The organism is Deinococcus psychrotolerans (assembly GCF_003860465.1).
GTDB lineage: Bacteria > Deinococcota > Deinococci > Deinococcales > Deinococcaceae > Deinococcus > Deinococcus psychrotolerans.
On the sequence record NZ_CP034183.1, the window covers coordinates 387501 to 411586 of the forward strand.

The following is a 24086-nucleotide window of genomic DNA, read 5'->3' on the forward strand; positions in this document are numbered from 1 at the left end:
GCCGAGCGTGGCGGGGCGCATTCTCGACCCCGAGTATCAGCGGCGGGTGCAGCAGGAGCTGGACAAAAATGAAGTGGACGTGCGCTGCGGCGTCAATGTGGAGGCCGTAACTGTCATGGACGGGCGGGTCAGCGGCGTGCAGACGTCCGGCGGCCTGGTGCGGGGTGACGTGTTGATCGTGGCCGTCGGCGTGCGGCCCAACGTGGCGCTGGCGCAGTCAGCGGGCGTGGGTATAGGTAAGACGGGAGCCATCCGGGTCAGCAACCGCCAGGAAACCAACGTTCAGCACATCTACTCGGCGGGCGACAACACCGAGAGTGTCAACCGCGTGACCCGACGCAAAGTGCATGTGCCGATGGGCCTGACCGCCAACCGGATGGGCCGGGTGGCGGGCGTCAACATGGCGGGCGGCGAAGCGCACTTTCCCGGCATCGTGGGCAGCGCCATCTTCAAGACCTTTGATCTGGGCGTGGCCCGCAGCGGCCTGACCCAACACGAGGCCGACGCGCTGGGCCTCGACGCCGTGAGCGTGGACGTCGAAAGTACGGATCACGCCGGATACTACGTGGACGCCGCTCCGATAGCCGTGCGCCTGACTGCCGAGCGCGGCACGGGCCGCCTGCTGGGGTCGCAGATTCTGGGTCATCCCAGCAGCGTCAAGCGGATAGACGTGATCGCCACTTTGCTGCACTCCCGCAGCAAAATTCGGGATCTTGCCGAAGTGGACTTGGCCTACGCCCCGCCCTTTTCGAGTGTGTGGGACGTGCTGCTGGTGGCGGCAGGCAAGCTTCATAAAGCCGCACAGCAGCCCAACAAAGAAACGTCGATGCCCTGAGGCTGGGGAGAGGAAACAGCCCCAAAACGAGCTGTAAAACGAGCACGCTTTTTCTAATCACTCCGTCCCCTTGTGCTTTACCTTGCAGATGCCTGCGGCGTCAGCGTCCTAGCGTAGGGCCATGTCTGTTTCTCCCTTTGCCCAACTGATTGTGATGGGCGTGTCCGGCTCCGGCAAAACCACGCTGGGGCGCGGCCTCTCGGCGCATTACGGCTTTCCTTTCTTGGATGCCGACGACTTCCATACTCCTGAAGCCAAAGCCAAGATGGCAAGCGGTGAAGGGCTGACCGACGCCGACCGCGCTCCCTGGCTGGCCCGCCTCAAAGCGGCGCTGGACGAGTCGGCGGCCAAAAGCGGAGGTGTGGTGCTGGCTTGCTCGGCGCTCAAGGCCAGTTACCGGACAACACTCGGCGGCCCGCAAACGGGTTTTGTTTTTCTGGATGTGCCGCCCGAGGTGCTGCGCTCAAGGTTGGAGGAGCGCCAGGGCAGTTACGCCAAAGTCTCACTGCTGCCCAGCCAACTCGCCGCGCTGGAGGAGCCGGACGCCGGAGACGCGCTCACTGTCCACGTCAAAGCGGACGAGGACGCTGATCTGGTCTTGGCAGACGCCCTAAGGCAGTTGGACGCGGTCAGTGGCGAATAACACGGCGATGGGCGGCGGCAAAAAGCCCTCCGAGCGGCCCCACAAAGTCTGTCCGGTGTGTGGTCGCCCGTTTGCCTGGCGCAAGAAGTGGGAGCGCGACTGGGACAAAGTGATCTACTGCTCTGACAAGTGCCGCATGAAGGGTGTGACCAAATGACCGCTCCCGTGCGCCCCGCTTACGGCCTGGTGTGCATGACGCAGGGGCCAGAGTTGCGCTTCCGCACCATCACCCTCAAGCGTTACCGGATGTTGGACGTGGCGGAGCGCTACGCCGCCCTGCGTGACCTCTACGCGTCCAACACCGCCAAGTTGAGAAGCGCGGCGGGCTACTGCGCGGCGCGTGGCATCCGTTTGTTCAGGATGTCGGCGGCCCTTTATCCGATGCTCGATTTGCTTGACGATCCCACCGGAAAAGCCGTGCTGGACGAACTGGCCGCTGAATTGTCGGCGGTGGGGCAAGCCTTCGCGGAGGCGGGCGTTCGGGTGCTGATTCATCCCGATCAGTACATCGTCCTCAACTCGGAGCGGCCTGAAGTGCGCCAGAGTAGCTTGCACCAATTTTTGACCCACGCCGACGTGCTCGACCGGCTCGGCTTCGAGCGCAGTCCTTACCACTGCATGATCCTCCACGGCGGCAAAGGGGGGCGTGGCGAGGTGCTGGCCGAGGTGATCCGCGATCTACCTGATGCGGCCCGTTTGCGGCTGGTGCTGGAAAACGATGAACGCGCTTACAGCCCCGCCGAGCTGCTGCCAGTGTGTCAGGCGACGGGCATACCGCTGGTGTTCGACGCGCACCACCACGTCGTCCACGACAAGCTGGACAATCAGGAAGACCCCAGCGTGCGGGAGTGGGTGCTGCTGGCCCGCTCCACCTGGACGCCGCCAGCGTGGCAGGTCGTTCACCTCAGCAACGGTATCGAGGGGCCGCAAGATCGCCGCCACAGCCACCTGATTGCCGATCTGCCCAGCGCTTACTTTGACGTGCCGTGGATTGAGGTGGAGGCCAAAGGCAAGGAAGAAGCGGTGTTGGGCCTGATGCAGCGGGCGGCGGAGGGGAGCTAGATGCCCGCCAGTTCGCTCAATTTCAGCACTGTGCGCCAGTTGCGCGTTGTTGCACCGACTTTGAGTTTATCGGGGTTGAGTTTGCTGTGACCCAGGCCGCCGGGCGTGTGAAGATAAAGGTGCAGCCCGTCATGCGTCCACTCGTCTGCGCCGCTGTTGACGGCTCGCAGCGCGGCTAGGCCCGCTTCACTAGGTTCAGCGTCCAGAAACGTGACGTGCACCTTGCTGCCGTCAGCTTCGGCCTGTTGGAGGTAGGGATTGTGAAGGGTAACGGCCTGCCAATCTTCGGCACTTCGCAAGGTGACGGGCACGGCAAAACCAAATTCGCGCTCGATGGCGGCTTCCAACTCGCTGCGGCTGACCTGTCCCTCAAACACCAGATTCCCACTTTGGATGTAGGTTTGCACTTTGGTAAGGCCCAAGCTTTGCGCTACCGCCTTGAGTCGGATCATCGGCACTTTGCGGTTGCCGCCCACGTTGATGCCGCGCAGCAGGGCAACCGTCGGCATCACTCAGTGCCCCGCCGTGATGGGCGCTTCACCTTCGCCCGTGTAGATGTGCTGCTCCCATTTAATTTTCCTGGCTCGCCAGATGAAGATGAGCATTTTGGCGGTTTCTTCCAGCCCACGGGCGATCAGCAGGCCCCAGAAGCCCAGTCCCAGTGGAAAGGCCAGCAGGTACGCCAGTGGCAGGCCCACCACGAAGGCGGCCACCGCGTCACCGATCAACACGCCACGGGGGTCGTTTGCGCCGGGCAATATTCCGATGCCCAGCAAGATGTTTTGCACTTTGATGATTTGAAAAGCGGCGTTGACCAGAATAGAAATGAGGGCGATATGCCGCACGTCTGCGTCCACTTGCGGAAATAAGACGCCCAAAAGCGTCGCGGTGAGGGCAAACAGTGCCCCCGCTCCCAGCGCCACCACCAGACCCGAGCGCCGGATTTTGTGTGCCCAGGCCTGAGCGCCCGCTGCGCTGCCGCGTCCGAGTGACTGGCCAATCAGTACGGTGGCTGCCGAGCCGAGACCCAGCGAGGCCACGATAAAGACGCCCTCCAGGGTGTTGCTGATCTGCATGGCGGCCAGCGTGTTGGTGCTGATTCGCCCGGCCAGGAGCGCGTAAAGGAACGTGCCGCCGCTCCAGGCCAGCTCGGTGGCGGCCATGGGCAAGCTCAGCGGAATCAGTGGAGCGAGAACGCTCTTCCAGTTGGCCAGCGTGCGCGGCAAGGTGGCGTCCAAGATGCCGCGCCCGTAGGTCTGCCAGGCCAGCAAGCCTGCCCGCAGAGCATACGACGCGGTGGTGGCAATGCCGACGCCCACCACGCCCAGCTTTGGAAAGGGGCCGAAACCGGTGACCAGCGCGTAGCCCAGCACGGTATTGAGAATGACCGCCACGATGGTAATGGTCATGGGCGTGCGGGCGTGGCCGGTGGAACGCAGCGCCCCGCTAAAAATGGCTGCTGCCGTGACCAGTGGCAACGAGATGGCGACCACACTCAGGAAGGGGCCGCCTGCTCCGGCGACTTCCGGCGTGGCTCCGATGGAACGCAAAAAGCCTGCGCCGCCCAAGATCAGCGGCACGGCCAGCACACCCGACACCACCACGCCCAGCACCAGCGCCGCACCGAACAGCCGCGAAGCTCCGGATTTGTCGCCTGCCCCGTGCGCCCGCGCCACCAGAATGCTGGTGCCTGCGCCGATGGCATTGAGCGTGAAAAACAAGATCAGGGTGACGCTGTTGGCAAAGCCCACGCCCGCCACCGCCAGTGTGCCGAGCAGCGCCACGATAATCTGGTCAACGAGGCCCAGCGCCAACTGCGCCACAAATTCTAAGCTGACGGGCAGGGCAATCTTGACGAGTTCGCGTGTGGGAGTGGGGGGCGCGTGTTCGGCGGTCTGGGCAGCGGACAGGGAAGGGGAAAGCAAACTCACCCGCACAGTCTAGGCGGGTGAGGTGGGCAGCATGTCAGAGTGGGAAGTAAGGCAAATGGCTTAGTGGAGGGGGTGATTGAGCAAAGCGGTCGCCCTCACTTTTCCCGAATGGCCCAGCCTGCCGCCCGCACCGCGCCGATCAGCCGCTCCATAATCGGGTCGACTTCGCTGTCGCTGAGGGTCTTCTCGCCCCTGAAGGTGAGGCGCACGGCGACGCTACGCTGCCCGGTCGGAATCTGCTCGCCCACGTACACGTCAAACGGTTCCAGGCTTTCCAGCAGTGGCCCGGCTTCTTGCCTCAGCAGCGCGGCCACCTCGCCGTAACTGACCGATTGCGGCGCGATGACGGCCAAATCACGCCAGGCAGCCGGAGCGCGGCTGGGGTCGCTGAAGGCCCACTCGGCGGCGGGCAGCGGCAAACTGACTTCCAGCAGGTAGGTGTCGCCCTTCAGGCCGTAGCTCTGGGCAATCTCGGGGTGGAGTGCGCCCAGCCAGCCGACTTGTTGCCCGTTCCAGACGACCGCGCCCGCGATGCCGGGGTGCAGCGTGGCAGGTACGTCCGCGCCGCGCAGCTGGCGAATCTCCAGGCCCGCGCCCTGCCCCGCCGCCAGCGTTTCCAGCAGGCCCTTGAAGGCGGCGAAACTTCCAGCCACCCCCGCTTGATGGGTGTTGGGAGCCAGCGGCCCGCGCAGCAGCAATCCCAGTTTCTCGATTTCGCCCGAGGCGGGGAAGATGCGCCCAATCTCGAACAGCAGCGCCCGCTCACCTTTGGGGCGGTTCTGGGCAGCCTTCAGCAAACTGGGATAAAGGGCAGTTCGCAGGCCGGTGCGCTCCGCCGTCAGCGGATTTTGCAGCTTGACGCTTGGCGTTTCGCTGCGGGCCTGCTCGGCCTCGGGATCGCTGGTGAAGGTGTAGGTCACCACTTCCTGAGCGCCGAGTCCGGCCAGTGCGCCTTTGAGGCTGCGCCGCGCCGCGCTGACGGCTCCCGCGCCGTGGTTGTCGGGGTGGGGGCTGAAAGTGGGCAGGGTTTCGGGCAGCTCGGCGTATCCGTGCAGGCGGGCAACCTCCTCGGCCAGATCCTGCCAGACCACCATATCGACCCGCCAGCTCGGGGGCGTGACGGTCAGGGTGTCGCTGTCCTGTTTTACCTTCGCGCCCAGACGCATCAGGATGTCCACCATTTCGTCGGTGTCAACGTGCATCCCCAGCAGGCCGCGTACCTGTTCGCCGGTCACCTGAATGTCGGCAGGGAGGTCGGGCGTGCCCACCGTGGTCAGGCCCGTTTCCGCTATGCCGCCGCCGTACTGGGTGAGCAGCTCAGCCACCCGGTTGGCTCCGCGAGGCGAGAGCACCGGGTCAACGCCGCGCTCGTAGCGGTACACCGCGTCGGTCTTGAGGCCCAGCCGGGTGGCGGTGCGCCGCAGCAGCACCGGGTCGAAGTGCGCCGACTCGATCACGACTTCCGAGGTATCGGCCCGCACGTGCCCGTGGTCGCCGCCCATGATGCCCGCGATGCCCAGCACGCCGCCGTCCGTCTGCGGAGTCTGGGCAGTCTGGAAGGCGTCGGCCACGCTCATCACGCCGCGCTCGCGTCCGTCCAGAATCAGCAAATCTTCCGGCCCGACCTGATGCTCGCCGCCCATCAAATCCTTGACATTCTCCCCCTGCCGCAGACCGAACGACACCAGAATCTTGTCATTCGTCACGTCGCGGCGGTCGTAGAGTGCCGTTGGCTGGCCGAGCTCCAACATCACGTAGTTGCTGCTGTCCACGATCAGGTCAATCGAGCGCATGCCGGCCAGGGTCAGGCGGCGCTGCATCTCCACCGGCGCGGGGCCGTTGTGCACGCCGCTGACGGTGCGGGCCGAGAAATGATCGGAGCCGAAGCGCAGCTTCTTGCTGGGGTCGCGCTCCAGGGTGACGGCGCGGGGCGGCAGGGTGACTTCAATCTGGCCTTTGCCATTGGCGGCCAAGCCCATTGACGGCTCTTTCAGCTCCAGCTTGAGGAAGGCCGCCAGATCGCGGGCCACGCCCAGCACGCTCAGGGCGTCGGCGCGGTTGGGGGTGATCTCGATGTCGAGCACGCTGTCGGCGGCCCACACATCGGCCAGGGGCGTGCCGACCGGGGCTGTTCCCGCCGGAAACAGCAGCAGTCCGGCGCTGCTCTCGCCGATGCCGAGTTCCTTGGCGCTGGCGGCCATGCCCCACGACTCCACGCCCTGCAAACTGCGGACGCCGTACTCCATGTCGCCCAGTTTGGTGCCGGGCACCACCAGCGCCAGCATCGTTCCGGCAGGCAGGCCGACCGCGTTGGGTGCGCCGCTGGCGATCGTGCGCGGGCCGTGTGGGCCGGTATCGAGCGTGAGCTTGGTCAGTTGCGTGCCGGGCATAGCGGCGGCCTCGGTGACGGCCACCAGCAGCACCCCGGCGGGTGGGGCGGGGGCGTCGTCTATGCCTTCCAGCGGCAGGCCGAGTTGAGCGAAGACGGGTTCAAGGGTATTGACGGGCGGGAGGTGGGGGATCAGTTCTTGGAGCCAGGAATAGGGAAGTTTCATGGGTTGTCCTCAGGTTTGAATGTCAGCGCTGAAAAATGTTGTCTCGGTGGAAAGTCAGAAACTCTTGATTGGGAATGAATCTCTTGGGCAGCGTGATTCGTATGCCTTCAAATTCAAGAAAAGTAGATCGGAAAAAGCCTTGTTTGACATCCTTGTATAATGGCGAAACTCTCAGTCTCCAATCTTCCGATATGGTGATAATGCCTTTATCGAAGGCTTGATCGTGGATACTCGACAAACATAATCTATTCATTGGATTAAGCCGATTGGCCTTATCTTTTGCCCAAGGTAAAATATGGCTTGCTCTGAGTAAGAGTGGAATATCAAGTCCAGATATACAGCATTTTTGATCATACGCCGTGAGTACGGCTCTTCTAAAGACCATCTGTCCTACACGAGCTTGGCTCATTACTGCTCTCTCCAGACCCTCACAACTCATATTGGAGTCAGCAGATTCAAGCGGCAAGGAGTCAGGGAGTAAGCTCATGCTGGCTGATTTTATTTCCTCAAAGAAGCTTTCCCAGTCACTTTCCATTTCCTGCCACAGTGATTTATCTAACTGAGATACATTGACGAGGCCAGTGGCAGCTAGAGATGTATCCAAGCTGGCTAAATTGCAAAGTTTCATAGCCAAAGCTGATGGGGTTCTCTCCAATTTCTCGGCAAGTTTGATCACTTCTGGATTGCTTCTATGAAATTTCCCAAATGGTGTTACGAGATAAAACTCAAAAGCTACAAGTGTTTCTAAGCGTGTCCACGGTCTTCTTGTGCTAGTTTTTTCCTCTCCATTCACCCCAGCGTTCCCCTGAACTGCCCGATCACCTTCGGGTCGTTGGCGTAGAAGTAGCGGATATCGGGGATGCCGTACTTGAGCATGGCGATGCGCTCCGGCCCCAGCCCGAAAGCGAAGCCTGTCTTGCCCTCGTAGATGCGCTCCTTGCCCGCTGCCTCGCGCAAATCGTCCACGGCCTTAAACACATTCGGATGCACCATGCCGCAGCCGCCCAGCTCCAGCCATTTGCTCTCGCCACGTGGGTTTTCCCACCACACCGCGAAGTCGGCTCCCGGCTCGGTGAACGGGTAGTAGCTCGGTTGAAACCGGACTTTAGCGTTCGCCCCAAACAGTCCCCGCGCCATCTCGGCCACCGTGCCCTTGAGGTCGCTCATCTTGATGCCGTCGCCTACCACCAGGCCTTCGAGCTGGTGAAACATGGCCTCGTGGGTAGCGTCGGTGGCCTCGTAGCGGTAGACCTTACCGCGTGCCACGATCTTGAGCGGCGGCGTGTGATCCACCATGTAGCGAATCTGCATCGGTGAAGTGTGCGTCCTGAGCAAGCGTCCGTCCTCCAGCCAGAAGGTGTCCTGAAGGTCGCGGGCGGGGTGATACCAAGGCACGTTCAGCGCCTCGAAGTTGTGGTGCTCGTCTTCGACTTCCGGCCCTTCCACGGTATCGTAGCCCAGCCGGGTGAAAATCTCAATGAGGTCGTCGTACACGCGGGTAATCGGGTGCAGGCCGCCGGCAGGCAGGCTCAACCCCGGCAAGGTCACGTCAATCGCTTCCGAGGCCAAGCGGGCGTCCAGCGCGGCGCGTTTCAGCACCGTCTCGCGCTCGGTCAGGGCGCTGTCTAAGGCGGCCCGCACGGCGTTGATCTCGGCCCCGCGTGCTTTGCGCTCGTCGGGCGGCAGCTTGCCGAGGCTGCCGAGTTCCTTGGTGACCAGGCCGGACTTGCCGACATATTTGGTCTTGACTTGTTGCAGCGCCTCGACGTCAGTGGCGGTGGCAATTTCTTGCAGTGCTTGTTCTTGCATACTTCTCCTCGTTCGGTCTGGGTGCGGCACAAAAAAAGCCCCGCCTGCAATGACATACAAGCGGGGCAGCGGGCGCTGGACTTTAAGCAGTCAGCGCGGCCCCGCGTTGCATAAACGGCGAAAGTGTACCGGAGCGGGGCGACATCTGCTTAGCCTAGCCGCTGAGTTGGTACGGGTCAAGGTGTAGGGCGAGCGGCGGTGTAGACTGAGGGCAGTGAGCGCAGGGGAAGCCCGGTGACGGCCTATTTGGCCCATTCCGGCACTGTCGCGCAGCGGTAAGGAAGCCGAACACGCACGAGCACGGCCTTCCGAGTCCGAATGCCTGCCTCGCCGCAGCGGCCCGCGCAGGGCTGACTGATGCAGCTTACCCCTCGCGGAAAGGGAAACGCTCGGCCTGTAATCAACAGACGGCTGGACGCTTATTTCCGCCCCCGATGCCAGTTCGGTGGGGCGGCTTTTCGGTTGGGGAGGAGGACTCCTCATGAATAAAGTGATTTTTCTCAGTGCCGCGCTGCTTGGCGCTGCCCACGCCACTTCTTACCCGCTGACCCTCACCGACGATCTGGGCCGCAAAGTCACGCTGAAGGCCGAGCCGATGCGGATCGTCAGCTTTTTGCCCAGCGACTCTGAGACGCTGTGTGCCATCGGCGGCTGCGGCAAATTGGTGGGCGTCGACGAATACAGCGACTTTCCCGCCCAAGTCACCAAGTTGCCCAAAGTCGGCAATCTGTACCAGCCCAACATCGAAGCGGTGGTGGCCCTCCGGCCCGACATCGTGATCGTCAGCAAATACGGCGACCTGATTCAGCCGCTGACCAATGCCGGAATCACTGTAGTGGCGGTCAATCCTGAAACCTATGAAGAAGTGTTTTCCAAAACAATAATCCTAGGCAAAATAATCAACCGGGAAGCGCAGGCCAAAGCGCTGATCATTCAGATGCGTCGCGACATCGCCAAAGTTGAAATCTTGACCAAGAACGCCGCCAAAAAGCCGACCGCTTATTACGAAATTGACCCCACGCCCTACACGGTTGGCCCCAACTCCTTTATCGGCGTGCTGCTGACCAAAGCGGGGGCCATCAATATCATTCCGGCCAGTTTGGGCGACTTTCCCAAGATCAGCCCTGAATTGGTGGTCAAATCGGCTCCGCAGTTTATTTTTGGAATGAACCTCGCCGCCGCTAAAGCCCGCCCCGGCTGGAACACCATCCCCGCTGTCAAGTTGGGCCGCGTGGTGGAAGACAAAGCGCTCGATCAGCTCCTTTCCCGTCCGGGGCCGCGTTTGCCGCAGGCGCTGGCAGGGCTGGCCAAAGTGGTGCATCCTGAACTGTTCAAGTAAGGTCGGGACGGGTGCAGCGCCGCAGGAGAGGGGGTGAAGTGAGCGCAGCGATTGCAGTTTCTCGCCGTCTGGCGCTTGTCTCTCTCCCCACCCTGCTGCTGCTCGCCGCCGCCCTCGTGACTGCCCTGCTGGCCATCGGCCTCGGCAGCGTCCCCATCTCGCCCGCCGAAACCCTGCAGGCCATCGGGCATGGGCTGAACGGAGCCGAACTGAGTGGCAACGACGTGATCGTTTGGCAACTGAGATTGCCGCGTGTGGCGCTGGGCTTTTTGGTGGGCGCGGCATTGGCTGTGAGCGGCGGGGCCTTTCAAGCCGTTTTTCGCAACCCGTTGGCCGACCCGTACCTGATGGGCGTGGCAAGCGGCGCGGGGCTGGGCGCAACGCTGGTGATCGCGCTGGGGCTGACGACCTTGTGGCTGCCGCTGTTTGCTCTCTCGGGGGCGCTGCTGAGTGTCTTTATCGCGCTGGCGATTGCCCGCGAAGGCGGCCGCTTGCCGCCCGCCCGCTTAATTTTGGCTGGCGTGGTGGTGGGCAGCATCCTCACGGCCTTCACCACTTACTTGCTGCTGCAAAGCGAAGACCGCATCCGTCAGGTCTTTGCCTTCACGCTGGGCAATCTGGCCTTCGCGGGCTGGCCGCAGGTGGGCCGCCTGCTGCCCTACGTGCTGATCGGCGGCGGGGTGCTGCTGCTGCTGTCCAAAGCGCTCAACACCTTGCAACTCGGAGACCTGACGGCCCGCAGTTTGGGCTTGCCGGTCGAGCGCCTGCGCCTGCTGGTCATCATCGCCGCGAGCCTCTGCACGGCGGGGGCAGTCAGTTACGCGGGCATCATCGGTTTCGTGGGGTTGGTTACGCCTCATCTGGTGCGGCGGCTGTGGGGCGCGGACTACCGGGTGCTGCTGCCTGTTTCGGCAGTGGCGGGCGGCACCCTGCTGGTCTTGTCGGACTTGCTGGCCCGCACCCTGACCCGCCCCGCCGAGTTGCCGGTGGGTGTGGTCACGACTTTGCTGGGCGGCCCGTTTTTCCTTTATCTGCTCCGGCGGCAAAAAACATAATGCTGGAGGCGCTCAACCTCTCGGTCAAGGCGGGCGACCTGCTGGCGGTGCAGCAGGTCAGCGCCGCCTTTGAACGCGGGCGCTTCTCGGCCATCATCGGGCCAAACGGAGCCGGCAAGTCCACGCTGATGCGGGCGCTGGCTGGCCTGACGCCGGTGCAGAGCGGCGAAGTCCAGTATCAGGGCCGCGCTTTGCCGGACTACTCGCGCCGTGAACGTGCCCGCTCGCTGGCGTATTTGGCCCAAACGGAAGCGCTGCCCACCGAAACCAAAGTGCGCGACGTGGTGGCGCTGGGGCGCGGAGCGGGTGAGTGGTTGTGGGGACTGTTTCCGCACCATCCGCTGTCTTTGGGCAGTCTCAGCTTGGATGATGAACAGGCCATCGACCGCGCCATGCAGCGCACCGACACCGCCCACTTTGCCGATCGAGCGGTGGCCGAGTTGTCGGGCGGCGAGCAGCAGCGCGTGTCATTGGCCCGCGCTCTGGCCGCCAATCCACAGTTCTTGCTGCTGGACGAACCGACCAATCACCTCGATCTGGCCTACGCGCTGAACTTGATCGAAACGCTGCGGCAAGAAGCGGGGAGCGGCCTGGGCGTGGTGGCGGTGCTGCACGACCTCAACTTGGCCGCCCGCGCCGATCACCTGCTGCTGCTGCATCAGGGGCGGGTGGTGGCGCAGGGGAGCGCCGAAAGTGTGCTGACGCCCCAGCATTTGGCAGCGGTCTATGGCGTGCAGGTAGACGTGATTCGGCACGGAGGGCGCTTGGTGGTGGTGCCGGAGGGCTAAGCTGGAGGGATGCGTTTTCTGTGTGTTTCGGGTTGGAACTGGATGGCGATAGTCAGCACAGCGGTGGTGGTGTCGCTGAGTTCGGGGACGGCGGACTTTTTGAGGAAGTTGCCGATTGCTCTGGTCAGTGTGGCGGCGACGTTCGTGTTGCTCACGGCGCTGGGCCGGTGGTTGCTGCGTTTCGTCCCGGAAGGCCGGTTCAAGCGCTTCTTTGTGGCTTGGTTCTGAATTGACCGTTCACACAGGCCAGTGAATGTGATCCGGCACAGGGAAGCGGTAGTTTGAGTGATACCAGTTTGATAAACTCATGTATGCGTGTTTTGGGTCTGTCGGGTTCAAGCTGGGTAGCAGTGGTTATCGCGGCGCTGATCCTTTCGCTGATGTCTGAGGCGGCGTTCGTTCAGGTCTTGCCAGAGAAGCTGATCATCACGGCGGTAACCGTCGTCTTGTCCACGGCACTATTCCGGCTCTTGTTACGCCAACTTCCGAATAGTCAGTTCAGCCCTGTTCTGCGGCGGTGGCTCGGCTGACTCTTCCCGCTTTGTGTGTTTGAATTGCGGCATAGGAACCGGAAATTCACCGGCCTCTCTCTCAATTCCGCCTACCGAATCGGACGGGGGGCGGGGACGGCTCTACGCAAAGGCAATGAATGCCCTGCGGCTCAGGCCTCTACGCCCTGCACCTTCCAGCGCTCCACGATCCGGCCCCCAAAGACATGCACCAGCAAGCCCACGAAAACCAACACGGCCCCCAGCACCTTGAGCGGCGGAAAGGTTTCTTGAAAATACAGAGCGCTGCTGACCATTCCGAACACAGGCACCAAGAGTGACAGCGGCGCGACGCGACTGGCTCCGTGCTGCTGAATGAGCCAATTCCAAACCCCGAAGCCCAGCACCGTGTTGAAATACCCCATAAACGCCACCGCCGCCCAAAAGCCGAGGCTGCTGTGCGTCAGTGTGTGGCCGATGCTGGCCCAGCCGCTGGTCAGGCCGGTCATCAGGGTCAGGGGAACCGGCGGAATCAGCGCCGACCACACCACCAAGCTGAGCATATTGGCTTTGCCCGCCGACTTGACCAGCACGTTGCTGATGGCCCAGCCGAGAGCGGCGACCAAGACCAGAACCAAGCCAACGATGCTGGTGTGGTGGTCGGCCAGCAAACCGATGACCGCCATGCCCGCAAAGGCCAGCGCTATCCCCACGATTTGGTTGGCGGGCAGCCGCTCGCGCCACAAGAAAGCCGCCAGCATCGCCGTAAAAAAGGCCTGCATCTGCATCAATAGACTCGCCAGTCCAGCGCTGAGGCCGAGCTGAATAGCCAAATACAGCAGACCGAACTGCATCACGCCCACCGCGAGGCCGTAGCCCAAAAAAGTTTGCCAACGCATCTGGGGACGCGGAATAAAAAAGATGGCGGGCAGCGCGGCGAGGGCAAACCGCAAGGCGGCCACCAGCAGCGGCGGCGCTTCACTGACGCTGAGCTTAATGACGACGAAATTGACACCCCAGATAAAAGTGATCATCAGGGCGAGCATGAGGCTACGGAGCGGCATGGACTTACTCTAGCGCCGTCACTTTGTCACAAGTCAGGGCAACGGGGAGGGCGCGAACCTGTAAGCTCAGGAGCCTATGTCTGCCCCACGCTATTTTCCCACCACCGGCCACCTGCTGATCTGTCAGAACAGCAACTGCAAAGCTCGCGGCTCCGATCTCCTTTACCGCGCCGTCTGGAACGCGCTTGAGCAAGACAAGCTGGCCTACTACAAGGCGGGCGGCAGTCTTCGCCTGACTGAATCCGGCTGCCTGGGCGGCTGCAAATCCGGGCCGGTAATGACGTGTTACCGGACAAGAGACGGGCAAATGGAAGAAGCCTGGTACGCGGCGGTGGATTTCCCGCTGGCCAGGCAGGTGGCGCAGGCCATTCACGACGAGGCCGAGTTGCCGGGTGAGCGGCGTTACGGGCCTTGAGTGCGGCGCTGACGCCATGACTGAATCAGCCAGATTAAGCTGCCGAGCAGCAGTGACGCTAGTACTAGGTGCAAGGCTGACCATTGCCTATTGGGAGAAAAACTATTCCAGCAACAGCTCAGTCCAAACCAAAATAAAATAAAGCAGAAATACTTCCATTGAAACTGAAAGTCCAACCAAGAGCGCTGCTCAGTATCTTCAATGTGATGCTGACGTTGCCAAAACCAAAGTGCCAACACAATACAACTAGAAATCAGCCAAAGGCTTACAAAGCTCCATTTCAGCGTGGGTGTATCCGCTTTGAGCGTCAGTGGCAGATACAGCCAATTCATCACAAACACCGCACTGAGGACGGGACGTCCGTACCGCCCACCGGGAAGCTGCCGCTCTGAGCTTTTGAGTGTTTCGGCGGCCACGCTGGGCATCCAAGCGGCTTTGGGTGAGGGTTGTTTGGAATCGGGATCCATGTCACCTCCGAGTATGCACCGGGCGCTCAAAAGCTGCATATTCGGTAGCTTTGCCCGCCGATTTCACTTCACTGTGATAACTGCGCTTGAGCTTAGAGGTCTACATTGGAGGAACCATGTCTCACCTCAGCGCCCAACCTCAGCCGCACGCCGCCGAAGCCCCCGGACGGCCCGGCCTCAAGCCCACTTGGACGAGCAGCAACAAAGACGCCGTGACCGGCGCACTCGGCGGCGGGCGGGTGCGGGCCGCTGTCGGCTACGGCGTGGTCAATGAAGTCTATTGGCCGTCAAGCGGCGAGCCGCAGGTGCGCGACTTAACCTTTATCGTCAAGACCGCTGACGGCTGGGTGGACATTAAGCGCGACTGCATCTACAGCCTGACGCCCCACGAAGACGGCCCGCTGATCAGCATCGAACACCGTCTGGCACGTGACCCCGCCTTCAGCCTCAAGCTGGAAATCATGCCGTCGGTGGAAAACGACTCGCTGCTGATTCGCTATGAGTTGAGCGGCGGCACGCTCTACGCGCTGCTGGCTCCGCACTTGGCCGACTCCGGCGAAGACAACACCGCTTGGATAGAAGGCGGCGTACTGTACGCCCAGCAAGGTGACGCTTCTCTGGCTTTTTTGGCCGATGGTGATTTCGGCAAAACCAGCGCCGGATTTGTGGGCGTTAGCGACGGCTGGCAGGACTTTAATCAAAACGGCGAAATGACTTGGCAACACGGCAAAGCCGAACACGGCAACGTGGCGCTGATGGCCGAACTGACTCAGCCGCGCGGCACGCTGGCGCTGGCCTTCGCCCACCACGCGGCGGGCGCGGCCATTCACGCCCGCAGCAGCCTCCAGCGCCCCTACGCCTTGCAGCGGGAAGAATTTTTGGCGACTTGGCAAACCTGGACTTCGCGCCTGAGGCTGCCGAGCGCCGGAGACGCCGAAACAGCCCGCGCCCGCCTGAGCGCCCAAGTCATTCGGGTGCACGAAGGCAGCGATTTTTCCGGCGCGATTGTGGCCAGCCTCAGCGTGCCGTTTGGGCAGGCCCACAGCAGTTTGGGCGGCTACCATCTGGTGTGGCCCCGCGACATGGTCGAGGCCGCCACCGCCCTGTTGGCCGTTGGGCAGGTCAACGACGCGGTTCGCAGCCTCAATTATCTGCTGGCCGCGCAGTCGCCGGATGGGCACTGGCCGCAAAATCTGTATCCCAACGGTGAGCCGTACTGGTCGGGCGATCAGCTCGACGAAACCGCCTTCGTGCTGATCTTGATGGCCAAGCTGCGCGACCTCGAACAAGACGACAACTTCACCCGCAGCGCTTTGGAGTGGGCGGCGCAAAGGGCAGCCGGGTATCTGGCGCGGCACGGCCCGGTCAGTCAGGAAGACCGCTGGGAAGAAAACAGCGGCGTCAGTGCCTACACCCTGGCCATCATGATCGCCGGATTGGTGGCGGCGGTGCCTTGGCTGAGCGCCGAGGAGGCCCAAACCGCTCTGGCCATCGCCGACGACTGGAACGCCCGCTTGGAAGGCTGGTGTTATGTGAGCGGAGACGACGCCCCCCTGGCCGCCAAGTACGGCGTGGACGGCTACTACATCCGCATCGCGCCGCAGGCCGCCGAGCACCCCGGCCAGCAAGACGTGAGTATTGCCAACACCGCCGACATCAAAGTCAAAGCGGGCGAGTTGGTCAGCTTGGATTTCGGGTATCTGGTCAGGATGGGCCTGAGAAACGCCGCCGACCCGCGCATTCAAAACAGCCTCAAAGTGGTGGACGGCGAACTGCGCTGTGAGACACCCAGCGGCCCGCTGTATTACCGCTATCAGCATGACGGCTACGGCAACACCGCTGACGGCGGCCCCTTTTTGGGCCAGAACGACGGCATTGGGCGGCCCTGGCCCTTACTCACCGGTGAGCGCGGGCATCTGGCGGTGTTGTCCGGCGGATCGGCGGACGAGTATTTGGCGGCCATGATGAAGTCCAGCGGCGACGGCGGCCTTTTTCCTGAGCAAGTCTGGGACACCGCCCCCGTCAAGCTGTTTGAGCCCGGCAAACCGGCGGGCAGCGCCATGCCGCTGGTGTGGGCGCACGCCGAGTTCATCAAGCTCTTGTGGACGCGGCAACACCAGCAGCCTTACGAAGCGCTGGACACCGTGCGAGACCGCTACCTGGTCGCCACCCCCGCGCCCAAAGTCACGTTTTGGACGACCAACGCGCCGGTCTTTGAGCTGACTGCAAATCTGGACTTGTGCATTCAGGGCAACCAGCCGTTTACCCTGCACTTCGGTTTCGGGGACGCCCAGCAGTGGACAGATGTCCAAGACCGCGAGGCTACTCTGGGCGTCTTCGGACTGTGGCAAGTCAAGTTCACGGCGCAGGAGTTGGCGGGCAAGGCAGAGCTGCACTTTACGCGGCGCTCCGAACAAAACTGGGAAAGTCAGGACTGGCGGGTCAAGCTGCCGTGAGTTGGGGCGTAAGTGCAGCGCCACTGGCCTCATCTGATAAAAGAATGACATTTGGAGGGGCAAAACCGCTAGCTTAAGTCATGGTTTTATCACGCTTCATGCCCAAGAACGAGAAATTCGGTGAGCTGTTCGCCGCACAGGCCCAAAATGCCCAGCAGACTGCCCACGCACTGCTTACCCTGCTGTCTGCGTCCGGCGACCTCAGCGGGCATGTCAGCACCCTGCGCGATTTGGAGCACGCTGGAGACAGCTTGGCGGGCCAGGTCACCCAGATGCTGATCGACTCGTTTATCGTGCCGTTTGACCGCGAAGACATTATTAGTTTGAACGCCGAGCTTGATGATCTGACCGACTTTATCGAAGAAGCAGGCCGCAAGCTGTGGCTTTACAAAGTTGCCCCGACAGAAGCCATGCGCCGACTCGCCGAAGTGGTGGAGCGCCAGTGCGTGGTACTGGCCAAAGCCATGCCGCTGATCGAAGACAAAAAGCGTGTGCCGGAGCTGGCCGCGCTGGCCACTGAAGTCCGCACCTTGGAAGATGACGGCGACACCATCAGCGACGCTGCACAGGCCGCGCTGTATGACGGCGTGATGGACGTGCAGCAGATGATTCAGGCCACCAGAGCCGGGGAAATCATCTCGCTCCTCGAAGACGCCTCGGATCAGGCCCAGCGGGTTGCCAAGACGGTCGAAAACATTCTGCTCAAAAACGCCTGATGACCACCGCGCTGCTTGCTCTCATCGGCATTATTGCCCTGGCGCTGATCTTCGATTTCATCAACGGCTTTCACGACACGGCCAACGCCATTGCCACTTCAATCGCCACCAAAGTGCTGACGCCCGCTCAGGCGATTGCCATGGCCGCCGTGCTCAACGTCGTCGGGGCGCTGACCGGCACCGCTGTGGCCAAAACGGTTTACAAAGACATTATCGCCCCCGACGTCGCCTCGCTGACGCTGGTGGCCGCCGCGCTGGTCAGCGCCATCATCTGGAATTTGCTGACGTGGTGGAAGGGCATTCCCAGCAGCAGCAGCCACGCGCTGGTGTTTAGTTTGGTGGGCGCGGGCGTGGCGGCGGGCGGCTGGGCAGCGGTGATTCCCAAAGGCGTCAACAAAACGCTGGCGGGCCTGGTCACTTCTCCAGTTCTGGGTTTTCTGGTTCCCATTTTGCTGATGTTCTTGGTGGTGTGGCTCATTGCCCGCCGAATGCGCCCCCGCACCGTCACGCGGGTGTTCGGGCGCTTACAGATTTTGTCGGCGGCGTTTATGGCTTACAGTCACGGCGGCAACGACGCCCAAAAAACCATGGGCATCATGACGCTGGCGGTCTCGGCCTACCTCGGCACCCGACCTGACCATGTGCCGCTGTGGATTATTCTGGCGGCGGCGGCGGCCATGGGCCTCGGCACGGCGGTGGGGGGCTGGCGAATCATCAAAACCATGGGATTCGGCGTGGTGGAACTGCGCCCGATTGACGGCTTCGTGGCCGAAATGAGCGCCGCCGCGATCATCGAGGGAGCCAGCGCTCTGGGCATTCCGGTCAGCACCACCCATGTGATTTCCACCAGCATCATGGGCGTGGGAGCCACCAAAGGCTTCAAGGCAGTGCGCTGGCAAGTCGCGGGCCGCATCGTCGCAGCTTGGGTAATTACTTTGCCGACGTGCATGGTGCTGGGGTGGGTGTGTATGAAAGTAGCGCAGGCTTTTTAAACTGATTTTCCGATAAATCAACATAAAAGCCCCCGCCGAACGCTAGCGGGGGCTTAATCTTTAGACGGCTTAGCGTCCGCTGGCAATCAGTTTAATACCGGGATTTTTGAGAAACTCCCCCATCCATCTGTCCTCAATGGTGCGAGTGTTGATAGCTGGGTCGGTAGCCGACGCTTTAACTTTGACACTCAGGAGTTTGTTGCCTAAAGGCTTGGTTTCCCAGACCAGATCAATAGTATTTTTGCCGTTTATTTCGGTGGCTTGCCAAGTTGCCTGGATATGAGCGGGAGCGCCCTGCTGACTCAGCATTTTGAGAGAATCGCCACCACTTTTTCCTCCTTTTGCTCGCTGAAAAGGGTAAAATGTATCATAATTGATAGCGGGACTAGAGTCTTCGTATGCTTTCACGAATAAATCTTGCACTGTGGTGATTCCTTTGACACCCGCTCTGGATTCATTATTTAAACCTTCATCTCCTTTTGGAAGAAGCGAGAGCAATATTATGGATTCAGTGTCACCCAACAACGCCTTGTTGCTACCTGTAAAAAGATCTGAGACAGAAGTAAATGTGGGTAAAGTTGCTTCTACAATGACCTCACCCGCTATGGGCTTAGGGGCGGCGGTCAGAGTAGGAGCGCAGGAGGCGAGCAGTAAACTGGCAGCGAACCACAATTTCTTCATAATTCTTATTTTACATAAATGTTTGGTTAAAAAAAGCCCCCGCCAACTTCAGCAGGGGCCATCATTGAGCGGCTTCTACAACGAAATCAAGAACGGGTCTTCTAACGATTCGGCAATAGCCCGAACGAAGCGGGCCGCATCTGCGCCGTCAATCAGGCGGTGATCGTAGCTGAGCGAGAGTGGCAGCATGTTGCGCGGTTCAAACGACTCGGTCTCACGGTTCCAAACCGGCTCGAAGCTGCCACGTGAAACACCCAGAATGGCGACTTCCGGCGCGTTGACAATCGGCGTGAAGGCGTAACCGCCGATGCCGCCGAGGTTGCTGATCGTAAAGGTCGCGCCCTGCATTTCGTCGGGCTTGAGCTTGCGGTCACGGGCGCGTCCGGCCAGTTCGTTGAGCTCCAGCACCATCTCGGTGATGCTGAGGCGGTCGGCATTTTTCAGCACCGGAACGAGCAGGCCGTTGGGAGTGTCCACCGCCACGCCGAGGTTGACGTAGTCCTTGTAAATCACTTGCTGGTTTTCCAAATCCAAACTCGCGCCGAACTTGGGGAACTTGCGGAGGGTGTTGGCCACGACCTTCATCAGGATGTGGGTCATGGTGAGTTTGCCGCCGGCTTTCTCCACCCTTGCGCCGAACTGCTTGCGGACTTCTTCCATGCGGGTCACGTCGGCTTTGTCAAAGTGCGTGACCATCGGAATGCTCGTCGAGGCGTTCATGCTGCGGACGGTGGCTTTGCGAATGCCTGACATATCCTCGCGGCGCACCGTGCCCCATTTGGCAAAGTCGGGCAACTTGGTGGCGCTGGGCGCGGCGGCCGCTTGCGGAGCGGGAGCCTGTGCAGCGGCAGCAGATTGCACCGGCTGGGCAACGGGCTGGGCCTGAGAAGCCTGAACAGGTGCGCCGCCTCCGCCTCCGCCTTTGGCCGCTTGCTGCACGTCCTCAGCGCTGATGCGGCCTGCCGGGCCTGCACCCTGCACCGACTTGATGTTGACGCCGAGTTCGCGGGCCAAGCGGCGCACGCTGGGAGCGGCGTGAACCACCTCGCGTCCGTCAAAAGTCTGGGTGTTGTAGGTGCCGGGTGCTGGCTCCACCGAGCCGATGGCTCCGCCCGTTTTGGCGGCGGGAGGCAAGTTGGGCTGATCGGTAATGTTGTTGGTGCTGGCTTGAGTGGGAGCTTGCTCAGCTTGAGCAGGTGCATTTTGCGCCGGAGCAGCCGCGCTGTCCGTTCCAGTTTCACCGGAAAGGGTCAGCAGTACGCCGCCGATTTTGACCGAATCGCCCACCTTGACCGACACCGAAGCGACTTTGCCCGCCGCGCTCGACGGCACTTCTACCACCGCTTTGTCGGTTTCCAGCTCCATGATCGCCTGCCCTTCAGTGATATCGTCGCCCGCGCTGACCAGCACGCTGACGATGATGCCCTGCTCGATGTTGTCGCCCACATCTGGCAAAACCACATCTTGCCCTGCGCCGCTGCTTGGCTGGCTGGCTGGCGCGGACTGCTGGGGGGTGGGCTGCTGCACGGCAGTGGGCACCGCCACCGGAGCCGATTCTACCAGCATGGCTTCATCGCCGCCGCCTTGACTGGGAGAAGCGGCAGGAACGGCCTGAGCAGGAGTCGTGTCACCGCCCAACGTCAAAATGACGCCGCCCACCGGCACGCTGTCGCCCACCTTGACTTTAATTTCGGCCACGGTGCCGCCCGCTTCGGCGGGGACTTCCACCACGGCTTTGTCGGTTTCGATTTCAATGACGGCCTGACCCGCTTCAATGGTGTCGCCAACTTGAACGAGAATGCTGACGACGGTGCCCTGCTCGATGTTGTCGCCCACTTCGGGGAGTTTGATTTCTGTTGGCATGGGAACTTCCTTTTGGGGGTGTGGGTTGTGGGGGAAGAGCAACCGCGCAGTATCCCTCCGCTCCTGCGGGGCGTCTCCCCTTGAAGGAGAGGGAGGCCCACAGAGCAGAGGGACAGGTCTTAGCGAACCACCGGAGCCAACCGCTCAGGATCAATCCCGAAGTCGCTGATGGCTTTGGCCACCACCTCGCCTTTGATCTTGCCGTCGCGCAGCAGGGCGTAGAGCGCCATCACGGTGACGTGTTTGGCATCCACTTCGAAGAAGTCGCGCAGCTCTGCGCGGGCTTCACTGCGCCCAAAGCCGTCGGTGCCGAGCGTCCACAGCTTGCGGTCAAGGTGGCCGTTGAGCCCGTCCGCGCCGAGCTTGACATAATCGCTGACCGACACCAGCACGCCGGGGGCGTTGTCTTTGCTGAGCTGCTGGGCCACGTAGCTGACTTCCTGAGTGGCGGTGGGGTGCAGCATGTTGCGGCGCTGAACGGCCAGCGCTTCTTGGTGCAGCTGCTTGTAACTCGTCACGCTCCAGATGTCGGCGGCCACGCCGTAACCTTCAAGCAATTTGACGGCTTCTTGCGCCGCGCCCATCGCCGGGCCGCTGGCGAGCAGTTGGGCCCGCAATTTCGACTTGTTCTCGGATTTCTGAAAACGGTAAAGCCCCTTCACGATGGCGTCATGCAGCCCCTCGATGTCGGGCGCGGCAGGCTGAATCTCGTTTTCGTTGTCGACCATGATGTAGTAAAAAACGTCTTCGCCGTCCACGTACATCTTTTTGATGCCGTCTTCCACGATGGCGGCCAGCTCATAAGCAAACGCCGGGTCGTACATCCGCAGGTTGGGCACCACGTAGCCTTGCAAGAGGCTGTTGCCGTCTTGGTGCTGGAGGCCTTCGCCCGCCAAAGTGGTGCGGCCAGCGGTTGCGCCGATCAGGAAGCCCTTGGCCTTTTGGTCTGCGGCGGCCCAGATCAAGTCGCCTACGCGCTGGAGACCGAACATGCTGTAGAACACGTAAAAGGGAATGGTCGGCACACCGTGAGTGGCATATGACGTTCCCGCCGCGATCCAAGAGGCCGTCGCGCCGTCTTCGGTGATGCCTTCTTCGAGCATCTGCCCGTCTTTGGATTCCTTATAGGCCATCAGCGAGCCGCTGTCGACCGGCTTGTAGGTTTGCCCACGCGGCGAGTAGATGCCGATGCGCGGCACCAGCGCGTCCATCCCAAAGGTGCGGGCTTCATCCGGCACAATCGGCACGATCAGTTTGCCCAGTTCTTTGTCGCGCAGCAATTTGCTGATGACTTGCACCAGTGCCATGGTGGTGCTGACCTCGCGCTCGCCGCTGCCCTTGGTAAACTCCTGATAAAAGTCTTGTCCCGGCACTGCGGGCATTTGGTACTCGACGTGACGGGCCGGAATTTGCCCGCCTAGCGCGGCGCGGCGCTCCAAGATGTACTTGACCTCCGGTGAATCGGGGCCGGGGGTGTAGTACTCCAAGTGCTCGACTTGATCGTCAGTAAGCGGCAATTTGAGGGTGTCGCGCAGGGTTTTGAGCGCTCCGAAGTCCAGTTTCTTGACGTTGTGGGCGACGTTGCGGGCCATAGCACTCTCGCCCAGCGCGTACCCTTTAATGGTGCGGGCGATGATGACGGTGGGGCTGCCTTTGTGCTGAATGGCCGACGAATACGCCGCGTAGACTTTATTGACGTCGTGCCCGCCCCGGTTGAGCAGCTCCAAATCGGCGTCGCTCCAGCCCTCGATCAGCGCTTTGAGTTCGGGGGTATTGAAGAAATTCTCGCGCAGTTCTTTGCCGCCGAAGGCCGCGTAGCGCTGCGACTCACCGTCGACCAGCAGCTCGAAGCGCTTGACGATGGTGCCGTTGTAGTCCTTGCTGAGCAGCTCGTCCCACTTGCCGTCCCAGACCACCTTGATGACGTTCCAGCCCGCGCCCCGGAACAGCGCCTCGAACTCCTGAATGACCTTGGAGTTGGCCCGCACTGGGCCGTCGAGGCGCTGCAAGTTGGCGTTGAGCACGAAAATCAGGTTGTCGAGGTTCTCGTAAGCGGCAAACCTCAGCGCTCCGATACTCTGCGGCTCGTCCATTTCGCCGTCGCCCAAAAAGGCCCAGACTTTGGCGTCGCCGGCGGGCTTGAGCTTGCGGTTTTCCAGGTATTTAATGAAGCGGGCCTGATAAATTGCCTGAATCGGCCCCAGTCCCATGCTGACCGTCGGAAATTCCCAGTAGTCGGGCATCAGCCACGGGTGCGGGTAGCTGGAAAGGCCGGGGCCTTCTTTGCTCAGCTCGCGGCGAAAGCGGTTGAGGTGACCCTCGTCAAAGCGCCCTTCCAAAAAGCTGCGGCTGTAGATACCCGGTGAAGTATGGCCCTGATAAAACAGCAGGTCACGGTCTTGGCCTGCGCCGTGGCCCCTGAAGAAGTGATTGAAACCGACTTCCAACAGCTCGGCGGTGCTGGCATAACTGGCCAAGTGCCCGCCGATGCCCTCACTGTTTTTGTTGGCCTTGACCACCATCGCCACCGCGTTCCAGCGGATGATGTTGCGAATTTTGAGTTCTAAGGCAATGTCGCCCGGATAAACCGGTTGATGCTCGGTGCCGATGGTGTTGAGGTAAGGGGTGTTTTGCTTGAACTGGATCGGTGCGCCATGAAAGTAAGCGTAGTAATCCAAGTCTTCAAGGAGTTGCGCGGCCCGCTCGTCTCCGGCGTTGGCCATCACGAAGGCCAGTGAGTCGAGCCACTCCTGCTTTTCAATTTCATTGAGGTTGTCGCGCTCGGTGGCGGGCAGTTTGGCTCGGGGGTGAGGCTGGGTCATGCGTACTTCCTCCAAAATGGGCGAGAGACGGCGATATTGGCTTTCGATCGCCTCCCAGTCTAGTGCTCTGTATTGCCGCCTGCCAACACTACCAAAAGCCTTCAT

At 61.5% G+C, this 24086-nt stretch carries 23 protein-coding genes and 1 riboswitch (1 of these 24 only partly in view); of the genes, 13 read left to right on the forward strand and 10 right to left on the reverse strand.

Going from position 1 to position 24086, the window contains the following annotated elements; genetic code table 11:
- From EHF33_RS01905 to uvsE, 4 genes are all read left to right on the forward strand, one after another.
- Positions 1-835: the 3' portion of an FAD-dependent oxidoreductase gene (locus EHF33_RS01905; protein WP_124867390.1), read on the forward strand. 533 nt of this gene lie to the left of the window's left edge; 835 of the gene's 1368 nt are visible here — the last part of the coding sequence; its start codon lies beyond the left edge, outside the window; it ends in the stop codon at positions 833-835.
- A 121-nt stretch (positions 836-956) separates the two neighbouring features.
- Positions 957-1478, forward strand: coding sequence for a gluconokinase (locus EHF33_RS01910; protein ID WP_206431596.1), 522 nt, complete (start codon positions 957-959; stop codon positions 1476-1478).
- Positions 1468-1635 carry a DUF2256 domain-containing protein gene (locus tag EHF33_RS01915; RefSeq protein ID WP_241191212.1) on the forward strand — a complete coding sequence of 56 codons (168 nt, stop codon included), beginning with the start codon at positions 1468-1470 and terminating at the stop codon, positions 1633-1635. The genes EHF33_RS01910 and EHF33_RS01915 overlap by 11 nt, the downstream gene beginning before the upstream one ends.
- Positions 1632-2540: a UV DNA damage repair endonuclease UvsE gene (uvsE, locus tag EHF33_RS01920; RefSeq protein WP_124867392.1), complete on the forward strand. Its 909-nt coding sequence runs from the start codon at positions 1632-1634 to the stop codon at positions 2538-2540. Before EHF33_RS01915 ends, uvsE begins: the two co-directional genes overlap by 4 nt.
- Here uvsE and EHF33_RS01925 read toward each other — a convergent pair.
- The 5 genes from EHF33_RS01925 to pheS form a co-directional block, all read right to left on the reverse strand.
- Complete coding sequence (locus tag EHF33_RS01925; protein ID WP_124867394.1) at positions 2537-3049, reverse strand: DUF1697 domain-containing protein; 513 nt, start codon at positions 3047-3049, stop codon at positions 2537-2539. The two genes, uvsE and EHF33_RS01925, sit on opposite strands and share 4 nt — an antisense overlap.
- Before the next feature lie 3 nt (positions 3050-3052).
- A complete protein-coding gene (locus EHF33_RS01930) occupies positions 3053-4471 on the reverse strand; it encodes an MATE family efflux transporter (RefSeq protein WP_241191213.1) in 1419 nt (472 codons plus the stop codon).
- A 95-nt stretch (positions 4472-4566) separates the two neighbouring features.
- Complete coding sequence (locus EHF33_RS01935; protein WP_124867396.1) at positions 4567-7026, reverse strand: phenylalanine--tRNA ligase subunit beta; 2460 nt, start codon at positions 7024-7026, stop codon at positions 4567-4569.
- Positions 7027-7048: 22 nt separating this feature from the next.
- Positions 7049-7819: an HNH endonuclease gene (locus EHF33_RS01940; protein ID WP_124867397.1), complete on the reverse strand. Its 771-nt coding sequence runs from the start codon at positions 7817-7819 to the stop codon at positions 7049-7051.
- Positions 7816-8835, reverse strand: coding sequence for a phenylalanine--tRNA ligase subunit alpha (gene pheS, locus EHF33_RS01945; protein WP_124867399.1), 1020 nt, complete (start codon positions 8833-8835; stop codon positions 7816-7818). The genes EHF33_RS01940 and pheS overlap by 4 nt, the downstream gene beginning before the upstream one ends.
- A gap of 162 nt (positions 8836-8997) precedes the next feature.
- Positions 8998-9179: riboswitch (cobalamin riboswitch) on the forward strand.
- A gap of 137 nt (positions 9180-9316) precedes the next feature.
- On the opposite strand from pheS, the gene EHF33_RS01950 reads away from it, so the two are divergent.
- From EHF33_RS01950 to EHF33_RS01970, 5 genes are all read left to right on the forward strand, one after another.
- Positions 9317-10174, forward strand: coding sequence for an ABC transporter substrate-binding protein (locus EHF33_RS01950; protein ID WP_124867401.1), 858 nt, complete (start codon positions 9317-9319; stop codon positions 10172-10174).
- Between the two features lie 38 nt (positions 10175-10212).
- Positions 10213-11229 (forward strand): FecCD family ABC transporter permease, encoded by a 1017-nt coding sequence (locus tag EHF33_RS01955; protein WP_241191214.1) that lies wholly within the window; start codon positions 10213-10215, stop codon positions 11227-11229.
- Positions 11229-12017, forward strand: coding sequence for an ABC transporter ATP-binding protein (locus EHF33_RS01960; RefSeq protein ID WP_124867403.1), 789 nt, complete (start codon positions 11229-11231; stop codon positions 12015-12017). Before EHF33_RS01955 ends, EHF33_RS01960 begins: the two co-directional genes overlap by 1 nt.
- A 9-nt stretch (positions 12018-12026) precedes the next feature.
- The gene (locus tag EHF33_RS01965; RefSeq protein WP_124867405.1) at positions 12027-12245 is read left to right on the forward strand and encodes a hypothetical protein; all 219 of its coding nucleotides are present in this window, start codon (positions 12027-12029) and stop codon (positions 12243-12245) included.
- 83 nt (positions 12246-12328) lie between these two features.
- Positions 12329-12547: a hypothetical protein gene (locus EHF33_RS01970; RefSeq protein WP_124867407.1), complete on the forward strand. Its 219-nt coding sequence runs from the start codon at positions 12329-12331 to the stop codon at positions 12545-12547.
- Between the two features lie 131 nt (positions 12548-12678).
- Here the strand turns inward: EHF33_RS01970 and EHF33_RS01975 are convergent, their stop codons facing one another.
- The gene (locus tag EHF33_RS01975) at positions 12679-13569 is read right to left on the reverse strand and encodes an EamA family transporter (RefSeq protein ID WP_124867409.1); all 891 of its coding nucleotides are present in this window, start codon (positions 13567-13569) and stop codon (positions 12679-12681) included.
- 76 nt (positions 13570-13645) lie between these two features.
- Between EHF33_RS01975 and EHF33_RS01980 the strand changes: the two genes are divergently transcribed.
- The gene (locus tag EHF33_RS01980; RefSeq protein WP_124867411.1) at positions 13646-13984 is read left to right on the forward strand and encodes a (2Fe-2S) ferredoxin domain-containing protein; all 339 of its coding nucleotides are present in this window, start codon (positions 13646-13648) and stop codon (positions 13982-13984) included.
- Here EHF33_RS01980 and EHF33_RS01985 read toward each other — a convergent pair.
- The gene (locus EHF33_RS01985) at positions 13972-14451 is read right to left on the reverse strand and encodes a hypothetical protein (protein WP_124867413.1); all 480 of its coding nucleotides are present in this window, start codon (positions 14449-14451) and stop codon (positions 13972-13974) included. The genes EHF33_RS01980 and EHF33_RS01985 overlap by 13 nt on opposite strands.
- Before the next feature lie 116 nt (positions 14452-14567).
- Here EHF33_RS01985 and EHF33_RS01990 point away from each other — a divergent pair, with 116 nt between their 5' ends.
- The 3 genes from EHF33_RS01990 to EHF33_RS02000 all read left to right on the forward strand — a co-directional run bounded on the left by EHF33_RS01990 (position 14568) and on the right by EHF33_RS02000 (position 18615).
- Complete coding sequence (locus EHF33_RS01990; protein ID WP_124867414.1) at positions 14568-16907, forward strand: glycoside hydrolase family 15 protein; 2340 nt, start codon at positions 14568-14570, stop codon at positions 16905-16907.
- 80 nt (positions 16908-16987) lie between these two features.
- Complete coding sequence (locus EHF33_RS01995; protein ID WP_124867416.1) at positions 16988-17623, forward strand: DUF47 domain-containing protein; 636 nt, start codon at positions 16988-16990, stop codon at positions 17621-17623.
- A complete protein-coding gene (locus EHF33_RS02000) occupies positions 17623-18615 on the forward strand; it encodes an inorganic phosphate transporter (RefSeq protein WP_124867418.1) in 993 nt (330 codons plus the stop codon). Before EHF33_RS01995 ends, EHF33_RS02000 begins: the two co-directional genes overlap by 1 nt.
- 69 nt (positions 18616-18684) lie before the next feature.
- Here EHF33_RS02000 and EHF33_RS02005 read toward each other — a convergent pair whose 3' ends face one another.
- The 3 genes from EHF33_RS02005 to aceE form a co-directional block, all read right to left on the reverse strand.
- Positions 18685-19296 carry a hypothetical protein gene (locus tag EHF33_RS02005; protein ID WP_124867420.1) on the reverse strand — a complete coding sequence of 204 codons (612 nt, stop codon included), beginning with the start codon at positions 19294-19296 and terminating at the stop codon, positions 18685-18687.
- A gap of 75 nt (positions 19297-19371) precedes the next feature.
- A complete protein-coding gene (gene aceF / locus EHF33_RS02010; protein WP_124867422.1) occupies positions 19372-21159 on the reverse strand; it encodes a dihydrolipoyllysine-residue acetyltransferase in 1788 nt (595 codons plus the stop codon).
- 119 nt (positions 21160-21278) lie between these two features.
- A complete protein-coding gene (aceE, locus tag EHF33_RS02015; RefSeq protein WP_124867424.1) occupies positions 21279-23981 on the reverse strand; it encodes a pyruvate dehydrogenase (acetyl-transferring), homodimeric type in 2703 nt (900 codons plus the stop codon).
- Positions 23982-24086: the final 105 nt, after the last annotated feature.

Excerpts from the sequence above, each read along its gene's own strand:
- EHF33_RS01910 (WP_206431596.1), top strand. The coding sequence starts at position 957 with ATGTCTGTTTCTCCCTTTGCCCAACTGATTGTGATGGGCGTGTCCGGC.
- uvsE (WP_124867392.1), top strand. The coding sequence starts at position 1,632 with ATGACCGCTCCCGTGCGCCCCGCTTACGGCCTGGTGTGCATGACGCAG.
- EHF33_RS01925 (WP_124867394.1), bottom strand. The coding sequence starts at position 3,049 with ATGCCGACGGTTGCCCTGCTGCGCGGCATCAACGTGGGCGGCAACCGC.
- EHF33_RS01935 (WP_124867396.1), bottom strand. The coding sequence starts at position 7,026 with ATGAAACTTCCCTATTCCTGGCTCCAAGAACTGATCCCCCACCTCCCG.
- pheS (WP_124867399.1), bottom strand. The coding sequence starts at position 8,835 with ATGCAAGAACAAGCACTGCAAGAAATTGCCACCGCCACTGACGTCGAG.
- EHF33_RS01950 (WP_124867401.1), top strand. The coding sequence starts at position 9,317 with ATGAATAAAGTGATTTTTCTCAGTGCCGCGCTGCTTGGCGCTGCCCAC.
- EHF33_RS01960 (WP_124867403.1), top strand. The coding sequence starts at position 11,229 with ATGCTGGAGGCGCTCAACCTCTCGGTCAAGGCGGGCGACCTGCTGGCG.
- EHF33_RS01965 (WP_124867405.1), top strand. The coding sequence starts at position 12,027 with ATGCGTTTTCTGTGTGTTTCGGGTTGGAACTGGATGGCGATAGTCAGC.
- EHF33_RS01970 (WP_124867407.1), top strand. The coding sequence starts at position 12,329 with ATGCGTGTTTTGGGTCTGTCGGGTTCAAGCTGGGTAGCAGTGGTTATC.
- EHF33_RS01975 (WP_124867409.1), bottom strand. The coding sequence starts at position 13,569 with ATGCCGCTCCGTAGCCTCATGCTCGCCCTGATGATCACTTTTATCTGG.
- EHF33_RS01980 (WP_124867411.1), top strand. The coding sequence starts at position 13,646 with ATGTCTGCCCCACGCTATTTTCCCACCACCGGCCACCTGCTGATCTGT.
- EHF33_RS01985 (WP_124867413.1), bottom strand. The coding sequence starts at position 14,451 with ATGGATCCCGATTCCAAACAACCCTCACCCAAAGCCGCTTGGATGCCC.
- EHF33_RS01990 (WP_124867414.1), top strand. The coding sequence starts at position 14,568 with ATGTCTCACCTCAGCGCCCAACCTCAGCCGCACGCCGCCGAAGCCCCC.
- EHF33_RS01995 (WP_124867416.1), top strand. The coding sequence starts at position 16,988 with ATGGTTTTATCACGCTTCATGCCCAAGAACGAGAAATTCGGTGAGCTG.
- EHF33_RS02000 (WP_124867418.1), top strand. The coding sequence starts at position 17,623 with ATGACCACCGCGCTGCTTGCTCTCATCGGCATTATTGCCCTGGCGCTG.
- EHF33_RS02005 (WP_124867420.1), bottom strand. The coding sequence starts at position 19,296 with ATGAAGAAATTGTGGTTCGCTGCCAGTTTACTGCTCGCCTCCTGCGCT.
- aceF (WP_124867422.1), bottom strand. The coding sequence starts at position 21,159 with ATGCCAACAGAAATCAAACTCCCCGAAGTGGGCGACAACATCGAGCAG.
- aceE (WP_124867424.1), bottom strand. The coding sequence starts at position 23,981 with ATGACCCAGCCTCACCCCCGAGCCAAACTGCCCGCCACCGAGCGCGAC.